A 17,704-nucleotide genomic window follows, 5' to 3' on the forward strand; every position below is an offset into this window, starting at 1 on the left:
TGCCATCCCGGGCGCCGCAGCGCTACACTGCGCGCGTCATCACGGTCGGTGGCGTAGGGAAGCCGGTGCGAATCCGGCGCGGACCCGCCACTGTGACCGGGGAGGCCCGTCCGCAGGCGCATGGAGCGCCGGCCACTGGTCCGCACAGGGACTGGGAAGGCGCGGAGGGGTGGGCCCGGGAGCCAGGAGACCTGCCTCCGACCGCTCAAGCCCATACGCCCTCGTGGAAAGGGGTGGCCCTCTTGCCTCGCAGCACCCGTCGTCTCCTCATCGGAGGTCTCGCCGCGGCCGCAGCTCTCGCCGTGCCGTCCGCCGCATCCGCCGCAGCGCCGGCGACCGTCACCGTCGAAGCCGTCGGGAACGGCGGCGCGCTCCTGCCGCAGGTCCCCGTCACCACGACGACCCGCCCCGTCTACAAGGACGCCGACCCGTCGCACGCCTGCACCGGCACCTCGGGCGCGGGCGCCCTGGAGGTCGCGACCGGCGGCCAGTGGGCCGGCACCTGGTTCGACGGCCTCGGCTTCGGCGTCGACGCGATCAAGGGCGAGACGCACACGTTCGACACCGGGCGCTACTGGGCCTTCTACCTCAACGGCAAGGCCGCGAGCACCGGCCTGTGCGGCGTCGAGGTCGCGAACGGCGACCGGGTGCAGCTCTACCCGGCCTGCGCGGGCGCGACCTCCGGCTGCTTCGCCGGCGAGCCGATGCAGCTCACCGCGCCCCGCACCGTCGCGCCGAACACGCCGTTCACGGTCGCGGTCACCGAGTCCTCGACGACGTTCGGCGGGCCGCCCGACTTCGCGAGCACGACGGCCGTCGAGCCGGCGAGCGGCGCCTCGGTCAACGGCACGCCGACGAACGCGCAAGGCCGGGCGACGCTCTCGCTCTCGAACGGCGGGCCGTTCCTGCTCGTCGCGTCGAAGGGCGACCGACCCCCCGCGACGCAGCTCATCTGCGTGACGACGGGCTCCGACGGCCTCTGCGGCACGAGCGTCCCCCAGGCGGCGGCGCCGTGCGTCACCGACGGCGACGACGGCCGCTGCGGAACCCCCGACAAGACGGCCGGTCGCGGCGACATCACCTCCGTGAAGGAGAAGCAGCGGTTCGACCGCGGCGAGGGCCCGCGGGTCTTCGAGGGCGAGGTCGACGAGGAGTTCGGCGGCATCGCGAAGATCGAGCTGAGGATCACGCGCACGCGCGAGAAGAAGAGCGGCGGGAAGAGCTGCACGACCTTCGACGCCGACCGTGAGCGCTTCGTGAAGATGTCCCGCTGCGGCGCCTCCCGCGGCGAGTGGTTCGAGATCGGCGACCGGACGCCGTGGAGCTACCAGATGCCCGAGCGCGCCGGCTTCGGCCGCTACGTCCTCGACGTCCGCGTCACCGACGCCGCGGGCAACGTCGACGACACGCTGCAGCGGACGCGGAACCGCGTCGTGTTCGAGGTGGAGCGCTAGACGATGCCCGCCCCCGCTCCGATGCGCCGCGCCGCCGCGGCCTGTCTCGCGCTCCTCGCGAGCGCGACCCTCGTGGCCTGCGGGCTCGGGGCGGGGACGCCGGCCACCGACACCCGCCTCACCGTCACGCAGGACTTCGGGCAGCGTCTCATCGAGCGCATCGACGAGACCGAGGCGCCCGGGACCGACACGGCGATGAGGCTCCTGCAGCGCAACGCCGACGTCGAGACCCGGTACGGCGGCGGCTTCGTCCAGTCGATCGACGGCATCTCCGGGGGCGAGGAGGACGGCCGCCCCGTCGACTGGTTCTACTTCGTCAACGGCGTCGCCGCGGAGGAGGGCGCCGCCTCCTACGAGCTGCGCGAGGGCGACCGCGTCTGGTGGGACCACCACGACTGGGGCGTGACGTCCACGATTCCCGCCGTCGTCGGCGCGTTCCCCGACCCCTTCGTCCGCGGGTTCGAGGGCCGGCGGCTTCCCGTGCGCGTCGAGTGCCCGGTCACGGAGAGCCCCGAGTGCGGCGCCGTGCGCGACCGGCTCGTCGAGGTCGGCATCGCCCCCGGCAGCGGGGGCCTGCGGACGTCGCTCGCCCGCGAGACCCTGCGCGTCCTCGTCGGGCCCTGGGAGGCCGTGCGGGCCGACGGAGTCGCGCGCCGTCTCGAGAGCGGCCCGGAGGAGAGCGGCGTCTTCGCGCGGATCGCCGCCGACGGCCGCACGATCGAGGCGCTCGATCCGCGAGGACGGGTGACGCGCACGCTCGGCCCCGGCACCGGCCTCATCGCGGCGACCCGGATCGAGGACGAGGCGCCCGTCTGGGTCGTCACCGGGACGGACGCCGCCGGCCTGCGTGCGGCGACGAGCGCGCTCAGCGAGGCGCGTCTCGACCGGGCGTTCGCGCTCGCCGTCACGCCCGGCGGCGACGTGCCGCTCCCCGAGGTCGAAGCCGCCGACGACGCCGAGGGGACGGCGACGACGCCATGACCTACCGCCGGATCGCGAGCCCTCTGCACGCGACCCGCGCCTCGGTCGCTGCGCCGTTCTGCCTCGTCCTCGCGCTCGCGGGCCTCGTCGAGAACCCGATCGTCCTCGCGGGCGTCGCCGCGGCGGTCGTGCTCGTCGCCGCGGGCGCCGGCGTGCTCGACGCCGTGCGCCGGGCCGCGCTCCTCGCGGTGCCGCTCGCGCTCCTCTTCGCGCTCGTCAACGCCATCGTCGTCCGCGAGGGGCTCACCGTCGTCGCGCGGCTCGGCGAGCTGCCGCCCCTCGGCCGGATCGACGTCACCCTCGAGGCGCTCGTCTACGGCCTCGTCCTCGGCGCCCGCGTCGCCGTCGTGATCCTCGCCTGCGCGGTGCTCGCCGCGGCCGTCGACCCCGACGAGCTGCTGCGGATCTTCCGTCGCGTCTCGCTGCGCAGCGGGCTCACGGCCGCGCTCGCGACCCGGACCGTCCCCGTCCTCGCCCGCGACGCGCGCCGGCTCGACCTCGCCCGCCGCTGCCGGCCGGACGGGGGAGGGACCGGGACGCGCGCCCGTGTCGCGGTGCTGCGCGCCGTCACCTCGGGGGCGCTCGACCGCGCGATCGACGTCGCGGCGACGCTCGAGGTGCGGGGCTACGGCACCCCGGCGGCGCGGCGGGCCGGGGCCGGGCCCCCGCGGCCCTGGTCGCGCCACGACCTCGCCTACGCGGTCTGCGGGGCGGCGATCGCGGCGCTCCTCGTCGGCGGACGCCTCGCGGGCGTCGGCGACTTCACCGCGTACCCCGAGCTCGACGCTCCGGCCGGGGCTCCCGAGATCGCGCTCGCGATGACGGTCGCCCTCGTCGCCGCCCTGCCGGGACTCGACCGCCGGGGGATCGAGCGATGAGCGCCGTGCTCCGTGCCGAGGGCGTCAGCTACCGCTATCCCGACGCCGAGCGGCCCGCGCTCGACGACGTCACGCTCACCGTCGGGCCGGGGGAGTTCGTCGTCCTCGCCGGCGACTCCGCGAGCGGCAAGTCGACCCTGCTGCGCGCCGCGGGCGGGCTCGTGCCGCACTTCCACGGCGGCGAGTTCGGCGGTCGCCTCGTCGTCGGCGGCCTCGACACCCGTGAGCACGGCGCCGCCGACGTCTCCGCGGTCGCGGGCAGCCTCTTCCAGGACCCGGAGTCCCAGAGCCTCCTCGGCACCGTCCGCGCCGAGCTCGCCTTCCCGCTCGAGAACCGCGGGCACGCGCCCGAGGCCGTCGCCCGGGGCGTGGAGGAGGCCGCGCTCGCCCTCGGCATCGAGTCGCTCCTCGACCGCTCGACCCACGAGCTCTCCGGCGGAGAGCTCCAGCGGGTCGCGCTCGGGGCCGCGCTCGCAGGTCGGCCCCGCGTGGTGCTCCTCGACGAGCCGACCTCCCAGCTCGACCCCGTCGCCGGCGACGAGCTCGTCTGGCTGCTGCGGCGGCTCAACGAGGAGTGGGGGACCGCGATCGTCCTCGCCGAGCACCGGCTCGAGCGCTGCCTCGCCCACGCCGACCGCCTCGTCGTCCTCGACGGCGGGCGGATCGTCTGCGACGCCTCGCCGCCCGAGGCGCTCGCGTGGGCGGCCGAGAACCACCCCGCGCTCCTCACGCCGGGCGCGCGCATGTTCGAGCGGCTCGGGCTGCGTCCGCTGCCCGCGAGCGTCAAGGCCGCCCGGGCGACGCTGCGCGGGCACGGCCTCCTCCCCGACGACGCCGAGGCGCCGGTCGCGCCCGCCGGCCCGCCGTCGAGCGCCGCCCGGCGCTCCCCGCTCGGGCGGCTGCGCGACCGCGTCCTCGCGGGGGCGGAGCGCGGGGCGCCGGCGCTCGAGATCTCCGGGCTCTGGCACGAGCTCGACGGCGGGCGCGCGATCCTCCGCGCCGTCGACCTCGCCGTCGCGCCCGGGGAGCGGGTCGTCCTCATGGGACGCAACGGCGCGGGGAAGTCGACGCTCCTGCGTCACGCCGCCGGGCTCCAGCAGCCGAGCCGCGGGCGGGTCCGCGCCGCGGGCCGCGTCGCTCTCCTCCTCCAGCACCCCGGCGACTACGTCCTCCACGAGCGCGTCGGCGACGAAGCCGCGCCCGAGGCGCTGTCGGCGGTCGGGCTCGGCGGGCTCGAGGACCGTCACCCGCGCGACCTCTCCGGCGGCCAGCGCCAGCGGCTCGCGCTCGCGATCGTCCTCGGCGACGGCCCGCCGCCTCCCGTCGTCCTGCTCGACGAGCCGACGCGCGGCATGGACCGCGCGGCGAAGGGCGCCCTCGCCGAGCGGCTCGCCGGCATCGCCCGCACGGGGAGCGCGGTCGTCGTCGCGACCCACGACGCCGAGTTCGCCGCCGCGTTCGCCGAGCGCGTCGTCCTCCTCGCGGACGGCCGGCCGATCGCCGACGCCGACGTCCGCGACGTCCTCGCGGGCGGCTGGTACTTCGCGACCGAGACCGCCCGCGTGCTCGGCGGCGCCGGCCGCGCGCTGCGGCCCGAGGAAGGCGCGGAGCTGCTCCGCGGCCGCATGACCCCCGTCGAGGTGCGCCCATGAGCGCGCCGACCCTCACGTCCCGCCCCGCCCCGACCCAGGAGGCACCCGCATGACCTGGACCCTCGCCTCGTTCTCGATCCTCGCGCTCGCGCTCCTCGCCGGGTTCACGTGGTACGAGCGCTCGCACCCGTCCTCGAAGGTGCTCGCCCTCGTCGCGACGGTCGCCGCGCTCGCGGCGCTCGGCCGGCTCGCGTTCGCGCCGCTGCCGAACGTGAAGCCGACGACCGACATCATCTTCCTCGCGGGCTACGTCCTCGGCGGCGCCCCCGGATTCGCGATCGGCGCGGTCTCCGCGCTCGCCTCGAACCTCGTCTTCGGGCAAGGACCGTGGACGCCGTGGCAGATGGGGGCCTGGGGCTTCGTCGGCGTCCTCGGCGCCGTGCTCGCCGCGACGTGCGGACGCGACCTCGGGCGCTGGCCCCTCGCGATCGCGTGCATGACCGCGGGCTTCGTCTACGGCGCGATCCTCGACTTCAGCACGTGGGTGACGTTCTCCGGCAGCCACACGCTCGACCAGTTCCTCGCCATCAGCGCGGCCTCGCTGTGGTTCAACGTCGCGCATGCCGCCGGCAACGTCGTCTTCTGCCTCGCGTTCGGCCCGCTCCTCGTTCGCGTCCTGCGCCGGTACCGGGCGCGCTTCGACATCACCTGGCGGCCGCTCCCGGCCCCGGCCGCCGGCCTCGCTGTCGCGCTCGCCGCCCTCGTCGCTGCGCTCGCCGCGACCGGCTCGGTCGGCGCCCCGCAGGCGCACGCCGCCACCGCGCGGGCGAGCGACGCCCCGAGCAAGACGGTGTCCTACCTGCGCCGGGCCCAGAACGACGACGGCGGCTTCGGCTCCTCGCCCTCCGCGCGCAGCTCGCCGCTCTACTCCGGCTGGGCCGTCATGGGCCTCGCCTCCGCGGGGCGCGAGCCGAGCCGCACGCGACGGGACGGCAACTCGGCGACCGCCTACATCGAGCGGCGGGTCTCCTCGGTGCGCTCGACGGGCGATCTCGAGCGGACGATCCTCGCGCTGCGCGCGGCGGGCCGCGGCGTCCGCGACGTCCGCGGCCGCGACCTCGTGAAGGACCTGCTCCGCAAGCGGGACCGCGACCACTCGTTCGACCGCCTCACGAACCTCACGTCGTTCGGGATCCTCGCGCTCCGCGCCGCCGGTCGGTCCAAGAAGAACATGGTGGTCCGCCGGGCGGCCGCGTGGGTCGCCGAGCAGCAGAACCGGGACGGCGGCTGGGGTCACGGTCGCCGGGGCTCGCGCAGCTCGATCGACGACACGGCCGCGGCGGTTCAGGCGCTCGTCGCCGCCGGGCGCAGCACGAGGAAGGGCGCCGTCGCCGACGGCATCCGGTACATCACCCGGCGGCAGCGGTCGGACGGGGGCTTCGGGCTCGGCAGTCGGTCGAACGCGCAGTCGACGGCGTTCGCGATCCAGGCGCTCGTCGCGGCGAAGCGCGACCCGTCGAAGGTGCGCCGGAAGGGATCACGGTCGCCGATCTCGTATCTGCGCACGCTGGTGCAGTCCGACGGCAGCGTCCGCTACTCGCGGACGAGCGAGCAGGATCCCGTCTGGGTGACCGCGCAGGCGGTCGCAGCTCTCGAGCGCAAGGCGCTCCCGATTCGCGCGCCGCGCTGAGACCGGTCTCTCGCCGTCCGGGGGAGGTCGCCTCCCCCGGACGGCCGGGGTGACCGGACGGTGTGTCAGGAGACGATTCGGCTAGCGTGCCGCCCCCTATGCGGCTCGGTGTACCCAAGGAGACCGTCGCGGGGGAGCGCCGAGTGGCGCTCGTCCCCGAGGTCGTCAAGAAGCTCACCGGCAAGGGCCTCGAGGTCGTCGTCGAGTCCGGAGCGGGCGCTGCGGCGCTCCTCCCCGACGAGGTCTTCTCCGAGGCCGGTGCCGAGGTCACGTCGGACGCCACGAAGGTGTGGACGGCCGACGTCGTCGTGAAGGTCGCCCCTCCCACGCCTGAGGAGGTGGGCAAGCTCGGGGACGGCACCGTCCTCGTCGGCTTCCTCGCCCCGCTCACGGCGGCGGACACGGTGAAGGCGCTGCGCGACAAGCGCGTGACGGCGTTCGCCATGGAGGCGATCCCGCGCATCTCACGCGCCCAGTCGATGGACGCGCTCTCGTCGCAGTCGAACGTCGCGGGCTACAAGGCCGCGCTCCTCGGCGCGCACCACATGGGCCGCTTCTACCCGATGCTCATGACCGCGGCGGGGACGATCCCGCCGGCGAAGGTCCTCGTGCTCGGCATCGGCGTCGCGGGCCTCCAGGCGCTCGCGACGGCCCGCCGGCTCGGCGCGAAGACCGCGGGCTACGACGTGCGGCCGGAGACGGCCGAGCAGGTCGAGTCCCTCGGCGCCGACTGGCTCGACCTCGGGATCGAGGCGGCCGGCGAGGGCGGCTACGCCCGCGAGCTCACGGAGGAGGAGCGCGCGCAGCAGCAGCAGGCGCTCACGGACCAGACGAAGGGCTTCGACGTCGTCATCACGACGGCGCTCGTGCCCGGCCGTCCGGCGCCGCGCCTCGTCACCGCGGAGGCGGTCGAGGGCATGAAGCCCGGCAGCGTCATCATCGACCTCGCGGGGGAGACCGGCGGCAACTGCGAGCTCACCGAGCCCGGCGAGGTCGCGGTGAAGCACGACGTGACGATCGTCTCGCCGCTCAACCTCGCCGCCGAGATGCCGCAGCACGCCTCGCAGCTCTACGCCCGCAACATCCAGTCGCTCCTCGAGCTGTTCCTCGGCGAGGAGGGCGAGCTGAGCCTCGACTTCGACGACGAGATCATCGCCGGCGCGTGCATCACCCGGGACGGGGAGATCACGCACGACGGCGCGAAGAAGACCGTGGAGGGATCCGCCTGATGTCGACCCTGCAGTCCATGCTCGCCCTCACCGGCACCGGTGAGGAGGCGGGGAGCCTCGTCCAGAACCTCGCGATCCTCGTGCTCGCCGGGTTCGTCGGCTACGCCGTCATCTCGAAGGTCCCCAACACGCTGCACACGCCGCTCATGTCGGGGACGAACGCGATCCACGGGATCGTCGTGCTCGGCGGCCTCGTCCTCCTCGCGGAGGGCTCGGACCTCGGGAGCGGGACGACGATCATCCTCTTCGTCGCGCTCCTCTTCGGGGTCATCAACGTCATCGGCGGCTTCGTCGTCACGGACAGGATGCTCGAGATGTTCAAGGACAAGCCGAAGCCGACCGCGGACGGGGAGGGCGATCGCTGATGGGTGACGTGCTCGCTGCGCCGCTCGCGTCGTTCCTCACGGACGCGAACTTCAAGGCGGTCCTCTACATCATCAGCTTCGGGCTGTTCATCTACGGCCTCTCGGGCCTCACCGGCCCGAAGACGGCGGTGCGCGGCAACCGCATCGCGGCGGTCGGCATGGCTCTCGCGGTCATCGCGACGCTGCTCGTCGATCCGTTCAACAACACGGCGCTCATCATCATCGGCCTCGTCCTCGGCACCGCGATCGGCGTGCCCGCGGCGCTGAAGGTGAGGATGACCGCGATGCCGCAGATGGTCGCGCTGTTCAACGGCGTGGGCGGCGGCGCGGTCGCGCTCATCGCCTGGGCCGAGTTCCGCGAGACCGCCGCGTTCGAGATCGAGCCGACCTACGTCGCGATCTTCTCGATGTTCTCGGCGATCGTCGGGTCGATCTCCTTCTGGGGGTCGAACGTCGCGTTCGCGAAGCTGCAGGAGCTCGTCGACGGCAAGTCCCGCACGCTCGGCGCCTTCCAGCTGCCGGCCCAGGTGCTCATGCTCGGGATCGCGCTGGCGGCGTCGGTCGCGATCGTCGCCGAGCCGCAGGACGAGATCTTCATCGTCGCCGTGCTCGTGGCGTCGGCGGTGTTCGGCCTGCTGCTCGTGTTCCCGATCGGCGGCGCCGACATGCCGGTCGTCATCTCGCTGCTCAACGCGTTCACCGGCCTCGCCGCGGCGGCGGCGGGCGTCGCGCTCGACAACCAGGCGCTCATCGTCGCCGGCATGATCGTCGGCGCGTCGGGCACGATCCTCACGCAGCAGATGGCGGTCGCGATGAACCGCACGATCACGAGCGTCATCGCCGGCGGCTTCGGCGGCGACTCGGGCGCCGCGGCGGCCGGCCCCGCCGGCGTGGAGGGCGGCACCGTGCGCTCCACGAGCGCGGCGGACGCCGCGATCCAGATGGCGTACGCCCGGCAGGTCGTCGTCGTTCCCGGCTACGGCATGGCCGTCGCCCAGGCCCAGCACGCCGTCCGCGAGATGGCGAAGCTGCTCGAGGAGAAGGGCGTCGAGGTCAAGTACGCGATCCACCCGGTCGCGGGCCGCATGCCCGGCCACATGAACGTCCTCCTCGCCGAGGCCGACGTGCCGTACGACCAGCTCAAGGAGATGGACGACATCAACGGCGAGTTCGCCCGCACGGACGTCTCGCTCGTCATCGGCGCCAACGACGTGACGAACCCGGACGCGCGGTCGAAGCCGGACAGCCCGATCTACGGGATGCCGATCCTCAACGTCGACGAGAGCCACTCGGTCATCGTCCTCAAGCGGTCGATGAGCTCGGGCTACGCGGGCATCGACAACCCGCTCTTCGTCAACCCGAAGACGTCGATGCTGTTCGGCGACGCGAAGGACAGCGTCACCCACGTCACCGAGGAGCTCAAGGCGCTCTAGGCGCCGCCCCCGGGGGGCCGAACCGGATTCCTGCGGCGCCCTGGCGCACCAGGAATCCGGTTCGGCGCTCCCTGGCGGGCTAGGCCGCGGCGGCGGCGGGCTGCGGCTCGCCGCGCTTCGCCGCCTCGACCTGCGCGCGGCTGTCCTTCGAGCTGATGAGGACGCCGACGAGGACGAAGGCGAGGAGGGCGAGCCCGGAGCCGGCGAGGAACGCCGACTGGAAGCCCTCGGTGAGGGCGACCGTCCGCGAGCTCACGCCCTCGTCGAAGACGTCGTTCGTCCGCGCCGTCGCGATCGTCGACAGGACGGCGAGGCCGAGCGCGCCGCCGACCTGCTGGGCGGTGTTGATGAGCCCGGACGCGAGGCCCGCCTCCTCCGGCCGCGTCCCCTGCACGGCGGCGATCGTCACGGACACGAACGACAGCCCGAGGCCGACCGCGGCGAGGAGGGACGGGCCGAGCACGTCGGAGGTGAACGAGCCGCCCGGGGACACCTGCGAGAACCACAGGAGGCCCGCGGCGACGAAGAGCGTGCCGGTCATGAGCGTCGGCTTGAAGCCGATGCGCGTGACGAGCTGCGAGGCGATCCCCGCCGCCGCGATGATCGTCAGCGCGAGCGGGAGGTAGGAGAGACCGGCCTCGAGGGGCTCCTGCCCGAGGACGAGCTGCAGGTACAGGGAGATGAAGAAGAACATCGAGAAGAGCGAGGCGCCGACGAGGAGCCCCGCGACGTTCGCGCCCCGCAGCGTGCGCAGCCGGAAGATCGAGAAGGGGACGAGCGGCCGGTCCTGACGACGCTCGACGACGACGAACGCGGCGAGGAGCGCGACCGCGACCCCGCCGAGGACGAGCGTCTGCGTCGACGCCCAGCCCGCCTGCTCGGCGTCGACGAGCGTGTAGACGAGGAGCGCGAGACCGCCGGTCACCGTCACCGCGCCGAGGACGTCGAAGGTGCGGCGCGCGCGGTCCGGGGCGAACTCCTTCAGGAGCCGGGGCGTCGCGAGCGCGACGGCGATCGCGATCGGGACGTTCACGAAGAGGACCCAGCGCCAGGAGAGGAAGTCGGTGAGGACGCCGCCGAGGAGCACGCCCGCGGCGCCGCCGGAGCCGGCCACCGCGCCCCACACGCCGAGCGCCGTGTTGCGCTCGCGGCCCTCGGCGAACGTGCGCGTCACGATCGAGAGCGCGGCCGGCGAGATGATGGCCGCTCCGAGGCCCTGCAGCGCACGCGCGGCGACGAGCTGGACGTCGGTCTGCGCGAAGCCGCCGGCGAGCGACGCGGCGCCGAAGAGGATCATGCCCCCGAGGAACATGCGACGCGGGCCGAGGAGGTCGGCGAGGCGGCCGCCGAGGAGGAGGAAGCCGCCGAAGACGAGCGTGTAGGAGTTGACGACCCACGAGAGGTCATCGGCTCCGAAGTCGAGCGCCGCGCCGATCGAGGGGAGCGCGACGTTGACGATCGACGCGTCGAGGACGACGACGAACTGCGCCATCGCGAGGAGGGCGAGGGCGAGCCACTTCCTGCGGTCGGTGGTGGCGGAGGCGGTCATGGGCGTCCTGTCGTGAGCGGGCGGGCGGGGAGCGAGGAAGGGGAATCGAGGTTCCGCTTTCGGCGGCAAGATACGGAACTTCTGTTCCGCTTGTCAAGCACGTCGTGCTACGGTCGATCCAGGATGGGCACGCGACCGGTCACGGAGAGCACGCAGACGCCGGATCGGCCGCTGCGCGCCGACGCCCGCCGCAATCGCGAGCGGATCGTCGAGGCGGCACGCGAGGTCCTCGCGGAGTCCGGGGCAGAGGCGCAGATGGATGACATCGCGACGCGAGCCGGCCTCGGGATCGGCACGGTGTACCGGCACTTCAAGGACAAGGACGCGCTCCTCGGCGAGCTCGTCCGTCGCCACTTCGAGGAGCTCTGCGACCGCTCTGCGCGCTGGGCCGGGCGCATCGACGAGGTGGGCGCGTGGGAGGCCTTCACCGGCTTCGTCCGCGAAGCGGCCGACGGGATGGCCTGCGACGTCGCTCAGCAGCGCCTCATGTGGACCGTGACGCCGGAGGGCTTCCAGCTCGCCGTCGACGCCCGCCGTCGCCTCTCCGAGAACGGCACCCTCCTCATCGCGGCGGCGCAGGAGTCCGGTGAGATGCGCGCGGACTTCACCGTCCGCGACATGCCGACGCTCATGTGCGCGCTCGGCAGCGCGATGCAGGTCGTCGACCCGGAGACCGGAGAGCCGCGCGACTGGCGCCGTCTCCTCGGCTTCCTCCTCGACGGGCTCCGCGCGGGCTGAGCGACGCCCACGGAGCCGCGCCGGACCCCGCTCGCTACCGCGCCGGCGTGAGCGCCGGGTCGTCTTCGTGCTCGCGGAAGTACCGGACGACCGTCGCGGCGTACTGCGGGAACCGCGGGCACCTCAGGCCATGGGCGCCGAGGAGCGCAGTCGCCCGCGAGGTGTCGAACGTCACGGGGTGGTTGAGGTAGACGATCGACTCGCGTGGCGTCCCCGCGAGCAGCTTGCGCACGGCGGCGAAACGCAGCGAGCGCTCCATGACCGAGGTCGGGAGCGGGACGCGCGGCGCGCGTCCGGTGAGCTCGGAGGCGAGGATCCGGACGAGCTCCGCGGCGGCGACGGGCTCGGGGTCGACGAGGTGGAGCGTCTCGCCGGTGAGGCGGCCGTCGCGCGCCCCCGTGGCGAGCGCGTCGACGACGAAGTCGACGGGGACGACGTTGAACGTCGCCTCCCGGCTCCCGAACTGGGGGAGCGGCAGGTGGAGCCGGTCGAGGAGCGAGAGGAAGCGCAGGACGTAGTACGGGCCGTCGAACTTCGCCGTCTCGCCGGTCCGCGAGTCGCCGACGACGATCGCGGGGCGGTAGATCGCCGTCGGGACCTCGTCCATCGAGTTGCGCACGACCACCTCGGCCGCGAACTTCGTCGCCTCGTAGTGGTTCTTGAACGTCTGGCCGGCCGCGAGCTCGCTTTCGAGGACGCGCCCGGAGCGGCGGCCGGCGACGTACGCCGTCGACACGTACTCGTGCCGCTCCAGCGACCGGCAGTCGCGGCAGAACGCGACGACGTTCTCGGTGCCGCGCACGTTGACCGACTCCGCGAGAGCGGCGCCGACCGCGAGGTCGTAGACGGCGGCGAGATGCATGACGCGGGTCACGGTGTCCGCGAGACCGCGGTAGCGCGCCTCGGTGAGCCCGAGCCGCGGGACCGTGATGTCCCCCTGCTCGACGACGATCCGCTCGGAGATCGCGCTCGCCTCCGCGCGTGCCCGCCCCGCCATGCGCGGCTCGACGAGAGCGACGACCTGGAGATCGGGGTCGTCGGCGAGGAGCCGGCGGACGAGCCGGGCGCCGATGAAGCCGGGGAAGCCGGTGAGGAGGATCGTCGCGGTCATGGGGCGGGCACCCTACCCCGCCGCGCGCCGTCCTGACCGCTCGGTCAGCGCCGGAGGCGCCGCTTCACCCGCGTCGCCTCCTGGTTCTTCGCCGCGTCGGCGGCGACCACCGCGACGGACATCCGCATGTCGCGCGCGCGGGCGAGCGTCCGGCGGGCGCCCTTCGAGAGCTTGATCGTCACCTTGAGCGACCCGGCCCGCTTGAAGCCCAGCGTCACCGCCGGGACGCGGATGAGCTTGCGCGAGTGGCCCGTCTTGAAGCGCCGCGCGCGGGCCTTGCCCGGCCGGATCGCGCTGCGCAGCGCGACGACCCCCGGCTCGTCGCTGGTGACGAGGAGCTTGAGGCGGCCGTCACGGCCCGTGTTGCGCAGCTTCGTCGTCCTCAGCTTCACCGCCACCTGGGGAGCGCGCGCGTCGACCTCGACGGCCTCGCCCGGTGCGGGCGCCTTCGCGGCGGGGATGCCGAGCGTGACGAGGAGGCTCTCGAGCGCGTCGGCGGGGAGGAGGCCGCCCGCGTCGCCGCCGCCTCCGGCGGTCGGGCCGAGGATCCCCCCGAGGGCGCTGCCGGCGAGGACGTCCTCGAGGACCGCGTCGATCGCCGCCTCGATCCGGTCGGTCGTCTGCGTGAGGATCTGCCCGATCGTCGTCGTGCCGGTGAGGCCGGAGACGACCTGCCCCGCATCGGGGAGCGGCAGCCCGGCGAGGCGCGTCTCGCGCTCCGCGGCCACGGCGCCGGCAGCCGGGACCGCGACCGCGGCCGTCGTGAGCGTGGTGATGGCGAGCGTGCGGGCAGTGCGGCGGCGCAAAGCGGTCTCCCTGCGGTCGTGGGCGCCCCTGCTCACCCATCGGCAGGCGCCTCGGCGATCTTGAGACCGGCCCGTCGCGGCGCCGTTCCGCGGATCCCACCGACTAGACTCGGGCCGGTGATCGCGCGCGCCGACGCCCTCGCCGCCCTCGCCTCCGAGGAGTTCGACGTCGTCGTCGTCGGGGGCGGCATCACGGGGGCGGGCGTCGCCCTCGATGCGGCCGCCCGCGGCTACAGCGTCGCCCTCGTCGAGAAGGCCGACTACGCGTCCGGCACGTCGAGCCGCAGCTCGAAGCTCGTCCACGGCGGCCTTCGCTACCTGCAGAACTTCGATCTGGGGCTCGTCCGCGAGGCGCTGCTCGAGCGCCAGATCAACGTCCGGCTCGCGCCGCACCTCGTGAAGCCGCTGCCCCTCGTCGTCGCGGGCTTCGCGGGCGAGCGCCTCGACCTCAAGGTCGGGGTCGGCCTCAACCTCTACGACGTCATGTCGATCGACAAGCTCCGCGGCCGCCGGGGCCGCCGCGGTCGCGGGGAGGTCGGCGCGGAGGACCTCGACGGGGACGGCATCGCGGACTGGGCGCCGGATCGCCATCGCGTCATCGACGGCGACGAGGTCGTCGAGCGTCTCCCCGCCCTCGCCGGCCGCGAGCCCACCTCCGGCTACCTCTTCTACGACTGCCAGACCGACGACAGCCGCCTCGTGCTCACCGTCCTCGCCGAGGCCGAGCGCTTCGGCGCCGTCTGCGCGAACGGGCTCGAGGTGACATCGCTCCTCGAGGAGGGCGGCAAGGCCCGCGGCGTCGAGGTCCGCGACGTCGCGACCGGCGACACGTTCTCCGTGCGCGCGGAGAACGTCGTCAACGCGACGGGCGTGTGGGCCGACCGGCTGCGTCCCGGCGAGCTGCACGACGAGGCGGAGGTGCCGGTGATCCGGCCGAGCCGCGGCACGCACATCACGCTGTCCTCGCGGGACGTGCCGCTCGTCAGCGGCGCGATCGTGCCCGCGGGGGGCGGCCGGACGATCTTCGCGCTCCCGTGGCTCGGCTCGACGCTCATCGGCACGACGGACAACGACTACGACGGCGACGCCGACCTCGACCACATCCGCCCCGCCGAGCAGGACCTCGAGTACCTCCTCGACGCGACGAACGGCTTCTTCGGGACGTCGCTCGGCGTCGGCGACATCACCGGCGCGTTCGCCGGCGTCCGTCCGCTCATCTCGACCGGGGACAGCGGGAAGTCGGTCGACATCTCGCGCAAGGCCGAGCTCTACGAGACCTCGAGCGGGATGATCACGATCACGGGCGGGAAGCTCACGACGTGGCGGCGGATGGCGAAGATGGCCGTCGACCGCCTCGTCGAGCGCGACGCGCGCGACGCCCCCTGCCGCACGCACGAGATCCCGCTCGGCCTCGCCGTCGGCGCCGACGAGCTCCCGCGCCTCGAGGGCGTCCCCGACGCGGCCTACGAGCAGCTCGCCGGGCGCTACGGCCACGTCGCGCACGACGTCCTGCGCATCGCGGGCGAGCGCGGCGAGCTCGCGCAGCCCGTCGTCGAGGACGGCCCGGCCCATCCGGGCGCGCCGGTCGACCTCCTCGCCGAGGTCGTCCACGCGGCCCGGCGCGAGCAGGCCCGCAGCGTGGCGGACGTCCTCCTGCGGCGGACCCGGCTCGGCCTCACCGCCGCCCGCTCGGTGGCCGAGCCGTCGGGCACGACGGCGCTGCGGGTCGCGAGGGCGATGGCGCCCGAGCTCGGCTGGAGCGACGATCGCGCCGCCGAGGAGGCCCGCCGGTTCCTCGACGAGGCCGCGGCCGAGGGGATCGTCGCGGGCGCGTAATTCCCGGGGCGACAGGCCGTTGTCCGTGCGAACCGGCTCTCTTCGACCGCTGCACATGACAGGGTGACGCAGTTCCTCACACGACGAGACCGCCCGACGGGCGGTCGTGGAGACGCTCTGACGAGAACGATGACGCACCGCACCACCGCCATCACCGCCCTCACCGCTGCCGTCGCCCTCGCCCTCCCGGCGGGCGCGAGCGCCGGGTTCTTCCCCGGCGACCCGGTCGACGGGCCCGCGAACATCGAGGAGATCGAGGGGCTCGACGTCGCCCGCGACGGCACGGGCGCCGTCGTCTACCGCAAGCGCGAGGGCGGCATCGCCCGCACCTACGTCGCGCGGCTCGTGGGCGGGGCGTGGGACGTCCCGATCCCGATGGACGCCGGTCTCCCCGGGGACGCCACCGACGCGACGGTCGCCGTCGCCGACGGCGGGCGCGTCGCCGTCGCGTTCGTCACCGGCGGGACCCTCTACACCCGCGTCCTCGACGTGGACGCGCCGGCGTTCACGCCGGCCGCGCCGATCGCCAGCGGCGCCCGCGACCCCTCGGCGGACATGTCGATCCACGGCGTCGGCTACGTCTCGTTCACCGCGCCCGGCGGCTCGCCGTCCGACGTCCGCGTCGCGCGCCTCGATCGCAAGAGCGTGAGCTTCCGCCTCCTCCCCGACATCCTCGACCTCAACCCGGCGCAGGAGGCCGGTGACGGGACGAAGCGCTCGCGGACGGCGGTCGCCGCCGACGGCTCCGCCCTCGTCATGTGGGGTGAGACGGCGGCCGACGGCCGGTCCCACGTCGTCGCGCGGCGGGTCATCGGCGACCGGCTCTCCTCGTTCCCGCAGGACCTCACCATGCCCTCGCTCGAGGGCCGCCCGGCGCTCGACGCCGACCTCCCCGACGTCGACATCGAGGACGACTCGAGCTACGCGTGGGCGGTCTTCCGCCAGCGGTTCCTCGACGGCGCGATCCCGCGCACCCGCACGATCACCCGCCGGCTCGTCGGCTCGCTCTTCGAGACGCCGTACGCGATCGACGGCCTCGCGTTCCCCACGGCGGAGGGCTCCACCGACCCGCGCGTCGCGCTCAGCGGGCGCGGGGCCGGGTTCGTCGTCTCGGCGCGCACGGGGTCGAACGCGACGATCGTCACGCCGATCTACGACGACGAGCCGGCCGCGCCGCGCCCGGTCGACGGCGGCGCCGGCATCGAGTCCAAGCCGGACGCGGCGTTCCCCGAGACCGGCAAGGGCGTCATCGCCTCGATCGCCGGCGGCCCGGGGGCATCGGTCGTCCGGGCCCGCCAGTGGTTCCTCGATCCGGGGGCGCGCGACGTCGGCTCGCCCGAGGCCGAGGTCCTCCTCTCCCGGCCCGAGCTCGGCCCGGTCGTCGTCGAGGCCGGTCTCGAGGCGGCGAGCAACCGCGCCGGCGACGTCGTGATCCTCACCGTCCAGCAGGCGCCCGACGGGCGGCGGCTCGTGTCGGCGACCTTCGACCGCGAGCCCGGCGACTTCCGCGGGACGACGACGACGAGCTTCCGCCGCTTCCAGCGACCCGAGTTCAACTGGCTCGAGTCCTTCGAGCTGTGGGGGCGCCTCACGTACCAGGTCGAGGTCGACGGCGAGATCGTCGCGACGACCCAGGACACCGAGGTGAAGTCGAGCAAGAAGCTCGACGACGGCCTCCACCGGTGGAGGGTCATCGCGACCGACCGCCGCGGCCAGACCGAGCGGACCGAGCTGCGCAACCTCCGCGTCGACGCGACCGACCCGAAGCTCGAGGTGAAGGTCCTCGGCGAGCGCAAGGCGGGCGCGCGGCTCCGCGTCCGGGTCCGCGCGAGCGACGCCTCCGACGACGGCAAGCGGGCGTCGGGCATGAAGCACGTGCGCGTCCAGTGGGGCGACGGGTCCCGCACCGTGACGAAGCGGGGCGACAACTCGTTCACGCTCGCGCACCGCTACCGCAAGGGCACCCGCACGCTGCGCGTGAGCGCGACGGACGAGGCAGGCAACGCGACGGTCGTGAAGCGACGGCTGCGCATCAAGTAGGC

14 protein-coding genes and 1 riboswitch are annotated in these 17,704 nt (G+C 74.2%); of the genes, 11 read left to right on the forward strand and 3 right to left on the reverse strand.

Annotated features, from left to right (window positions below; all coding sequences use genetic code 11):
- Window positions 1–32 precede the first annotated feature (32 nt).
- Window positions 33–213, forward strand: a riboswitch (cobalamin riboswitch).
- A 29-nt stretch (window positions 214–242) separates the two neighbouring features.
- The 8 genes from ACME2J_RS04760 to ACME2J_RS04795 all read left to right on the forward strand — a co-directional run bounded on the left by ACME2J_RS04760 (window position 243) and on the right by ACME2J_RS04795 (window position 9,622).
- Window positions 243–1,454 carry a DUF4430 domain-containing protein gene (locus ACME2J_RS04760; protein ID WP_495543728.1) on the forward strand — a complete coding sequence of 404 codons (1,212 nt, stop codon included), beginning with the start codon at window positions 243–245 and terminating at the stop codon, window positions 1,452–1,454.
- Window positions 1,455–1,457: 3 nt separating this feature from the next.
- Complete coding sequence (locus ACME2J_RS04765) at window positions 1,458–2,435, forward strand: DUF4430 domain-containing protein (RefSeq protein ID WP_495543729.1); 978 nt, start codon at window positions 1,458–1,460, stop codon at window positions 2,433–2,435.
- Window positions 2,432–3,313, forward strand: a complete 882-nt coding sequence (locus ACME2J_RS04770) for an energy-coupling factor transporter transmembrane component T family protein (RefSeq protein WP_495543730.1) — start codon at window positions 2,432–2,434, stop codon at window positions 3,311–3,313. The genes ACME2J_RS04765 and ACME2J_RS04770 overlap by 4 nt, the downstream gene beginning before the upstream one ends.
- The gene (locus ACME2J_RS04775; protein ID WP_495543731.1) at window positions 3,310–4,965 is read left to right on the forward strand and encodes an ABC transporter ATP-binding protein; all 1,656 of its coding nucleotides are present in this window, start codon (window positions 3,310–3,312) and stop codon (window positions 4,963–4,965) included. Before ACME2J_RS04770 ends, ACME2J_RS04775 begins: the two co-directional genes overlap by 4 nt.
- 49 nt (window positions 4,966–5,014) lie before the next feature.
- Complete coding sequence (locus ACME2J_RS04780) at window positions 5,015–6,595, forward strand: prenyltransferase/squalene oxidase repeat-containing protein (RefSeq protein ID WP_495543732.1); 1,581 nt, start codon at window positions 5,015–5,017, stop codon at window positions 6,593–6,595.
- A gap of 98 nt (window positions 6,596–6,693) precedes the next feature.
- Window positions 6,694–7,824 (forward strand): Re/Si-specific NAD(P)(+) transhydrogenase subunit alpha, encoded by a 1,131-nt coding sequence (locus tag ACME2J_RS04785; protein WP_495543733.1) that lies wholly within the window; start codon window positions 6,694–6,696, stop codon window positions 7,822–7,824.
- Window positions 7,824–8,189 carry an NAD(P) transhydrogenase subunit alpha part 2 gene (locus ACME2J_RS04790; RefSeq protein ID WP_495543734.1) on the forward strand — a complete coding sequence of 122 codons (366 nt, stop codon included), beginning with the start codon at window positions 7,824–7,826 and terminating at the stop codon, window positions 8,187–8,189. Before ACME2J_RS04785 ends, ACME2J_RS04790 begins: the two co-directional genes overlap by 1 nt.
- Complete coding sequence (locus ACME2J_RS04795; RefSeq protein WP_495543735.1) at window positions 8,189–9,622, forward strand: NAD(P)(+) transhydrogenase (Re/Si-specific) subunit beta; 1,434 nt, start codon at window positions 8,189–8,191, stop codon at window positions 9,620–9,622. Before ACME2J_RS04790 ends, ACME2J_RS04795 begins: the two co-directional genes overlap by 1 nt.
- Window positions 9,623–9,701: 79 nt before the next feature.
- On the opposite strand, the gene ACME2J_RS04800 is transcribed toward ACME2J_RS04795, so the two are convergent.
- Window positions 9,702–11,171 (reverse strand): MFS transporter, encoded by a 1,470-nt coding sequence (locus ACME2J_RS04800; protein ID WP_495543736.1) that lies wholly within the window; start codon window positions 11,169–11,171, stop codon window positions 9,702–9,704.
- Between the two features lie 123 nt (window positions 11,172–11,294).
- On the opposite strand from ACME2J_RS04800, the gene ACME2J_RS04805 reads away from it, so the two are divergent.
- A complete protein-coding gene (locus tag ACME2J_RS04805; protein WP_495543737.1) occupies window positions 11,295–11,909 on the forward strand; it encodes a TetR/AcrR family transcriptional regulator in 615 nt (204 codons plus the stop codon).
- A 34-nt stretch (window positions 11,910–11,943) separates the two neighbouring features.
- On the opposite strand, the gene ACME2J_RS04810 is transcribed toward ACME2J_RS04805, so the two are convergent.
- Both ACME2J_RS04810 and ACME2J_RS04815 read right to left on the reverse strand, forming a co-directional pair.
- Window positions 11,944–13,020 (reverse strand): SDR family oxidoreductase, encoded by a 1,077-nt coding sequence (locus ACME2J_RS04810; RefSeq protein ID WP_495543738.1) that lies wholly within the window; start codon window positions 13,018–13,020, stop codon window positions 11,944–11,946.
- Window positions 13,021–13,064: 44 nt separating this feature from the next.
- The gene (locus ACME2J_RS04815; protein ID WP_495543739.1) at window positions 13,065–13,862 is read right to left on the reverse strand and encodes a hypothetical protein; all 798 of its coding nucleotides are present in this window, start codon (window positions 13,860–13,862) and stop codon (window positions 13,065–13,067) included.
- An 81-nt stretch (window positions 13,863–13,943) separates the two neighbouring features.
- Between ACME2J_RS04815 and ACME2J_RS04820 the strand changes: the two genes are divergently transcribed.
- Window positions 13,944–15,662, forward strand: a complete 1,719-nt coding sequence (locus ACME2J_RS04820) for a glycerol-3-phosphate dehydrogenase/oxidase (protein ID WP_495543740.1) — start codon at window positions 13,944–13,946, stop codon at window positions 15,660–15,662.
- 129 nt (window positions 15,663–15,791) lie between these two features.
- On the forward strand, window positions 15,792–17,702 hold the full coding sequence (locus ACME2J_RS04825) for a hypothetical protein (RefSeq protein ID WP_495543741.1): 1,911 nt from the start codon (window positions 15,792–15,794) through the stop codon (window positions 17,700–17,702).
- Window positions 17,703–17,704 lie beyond the last annotated feature (2 nt).

The organism is Paraconexibacter sp. (assembly GCF_059438195.1).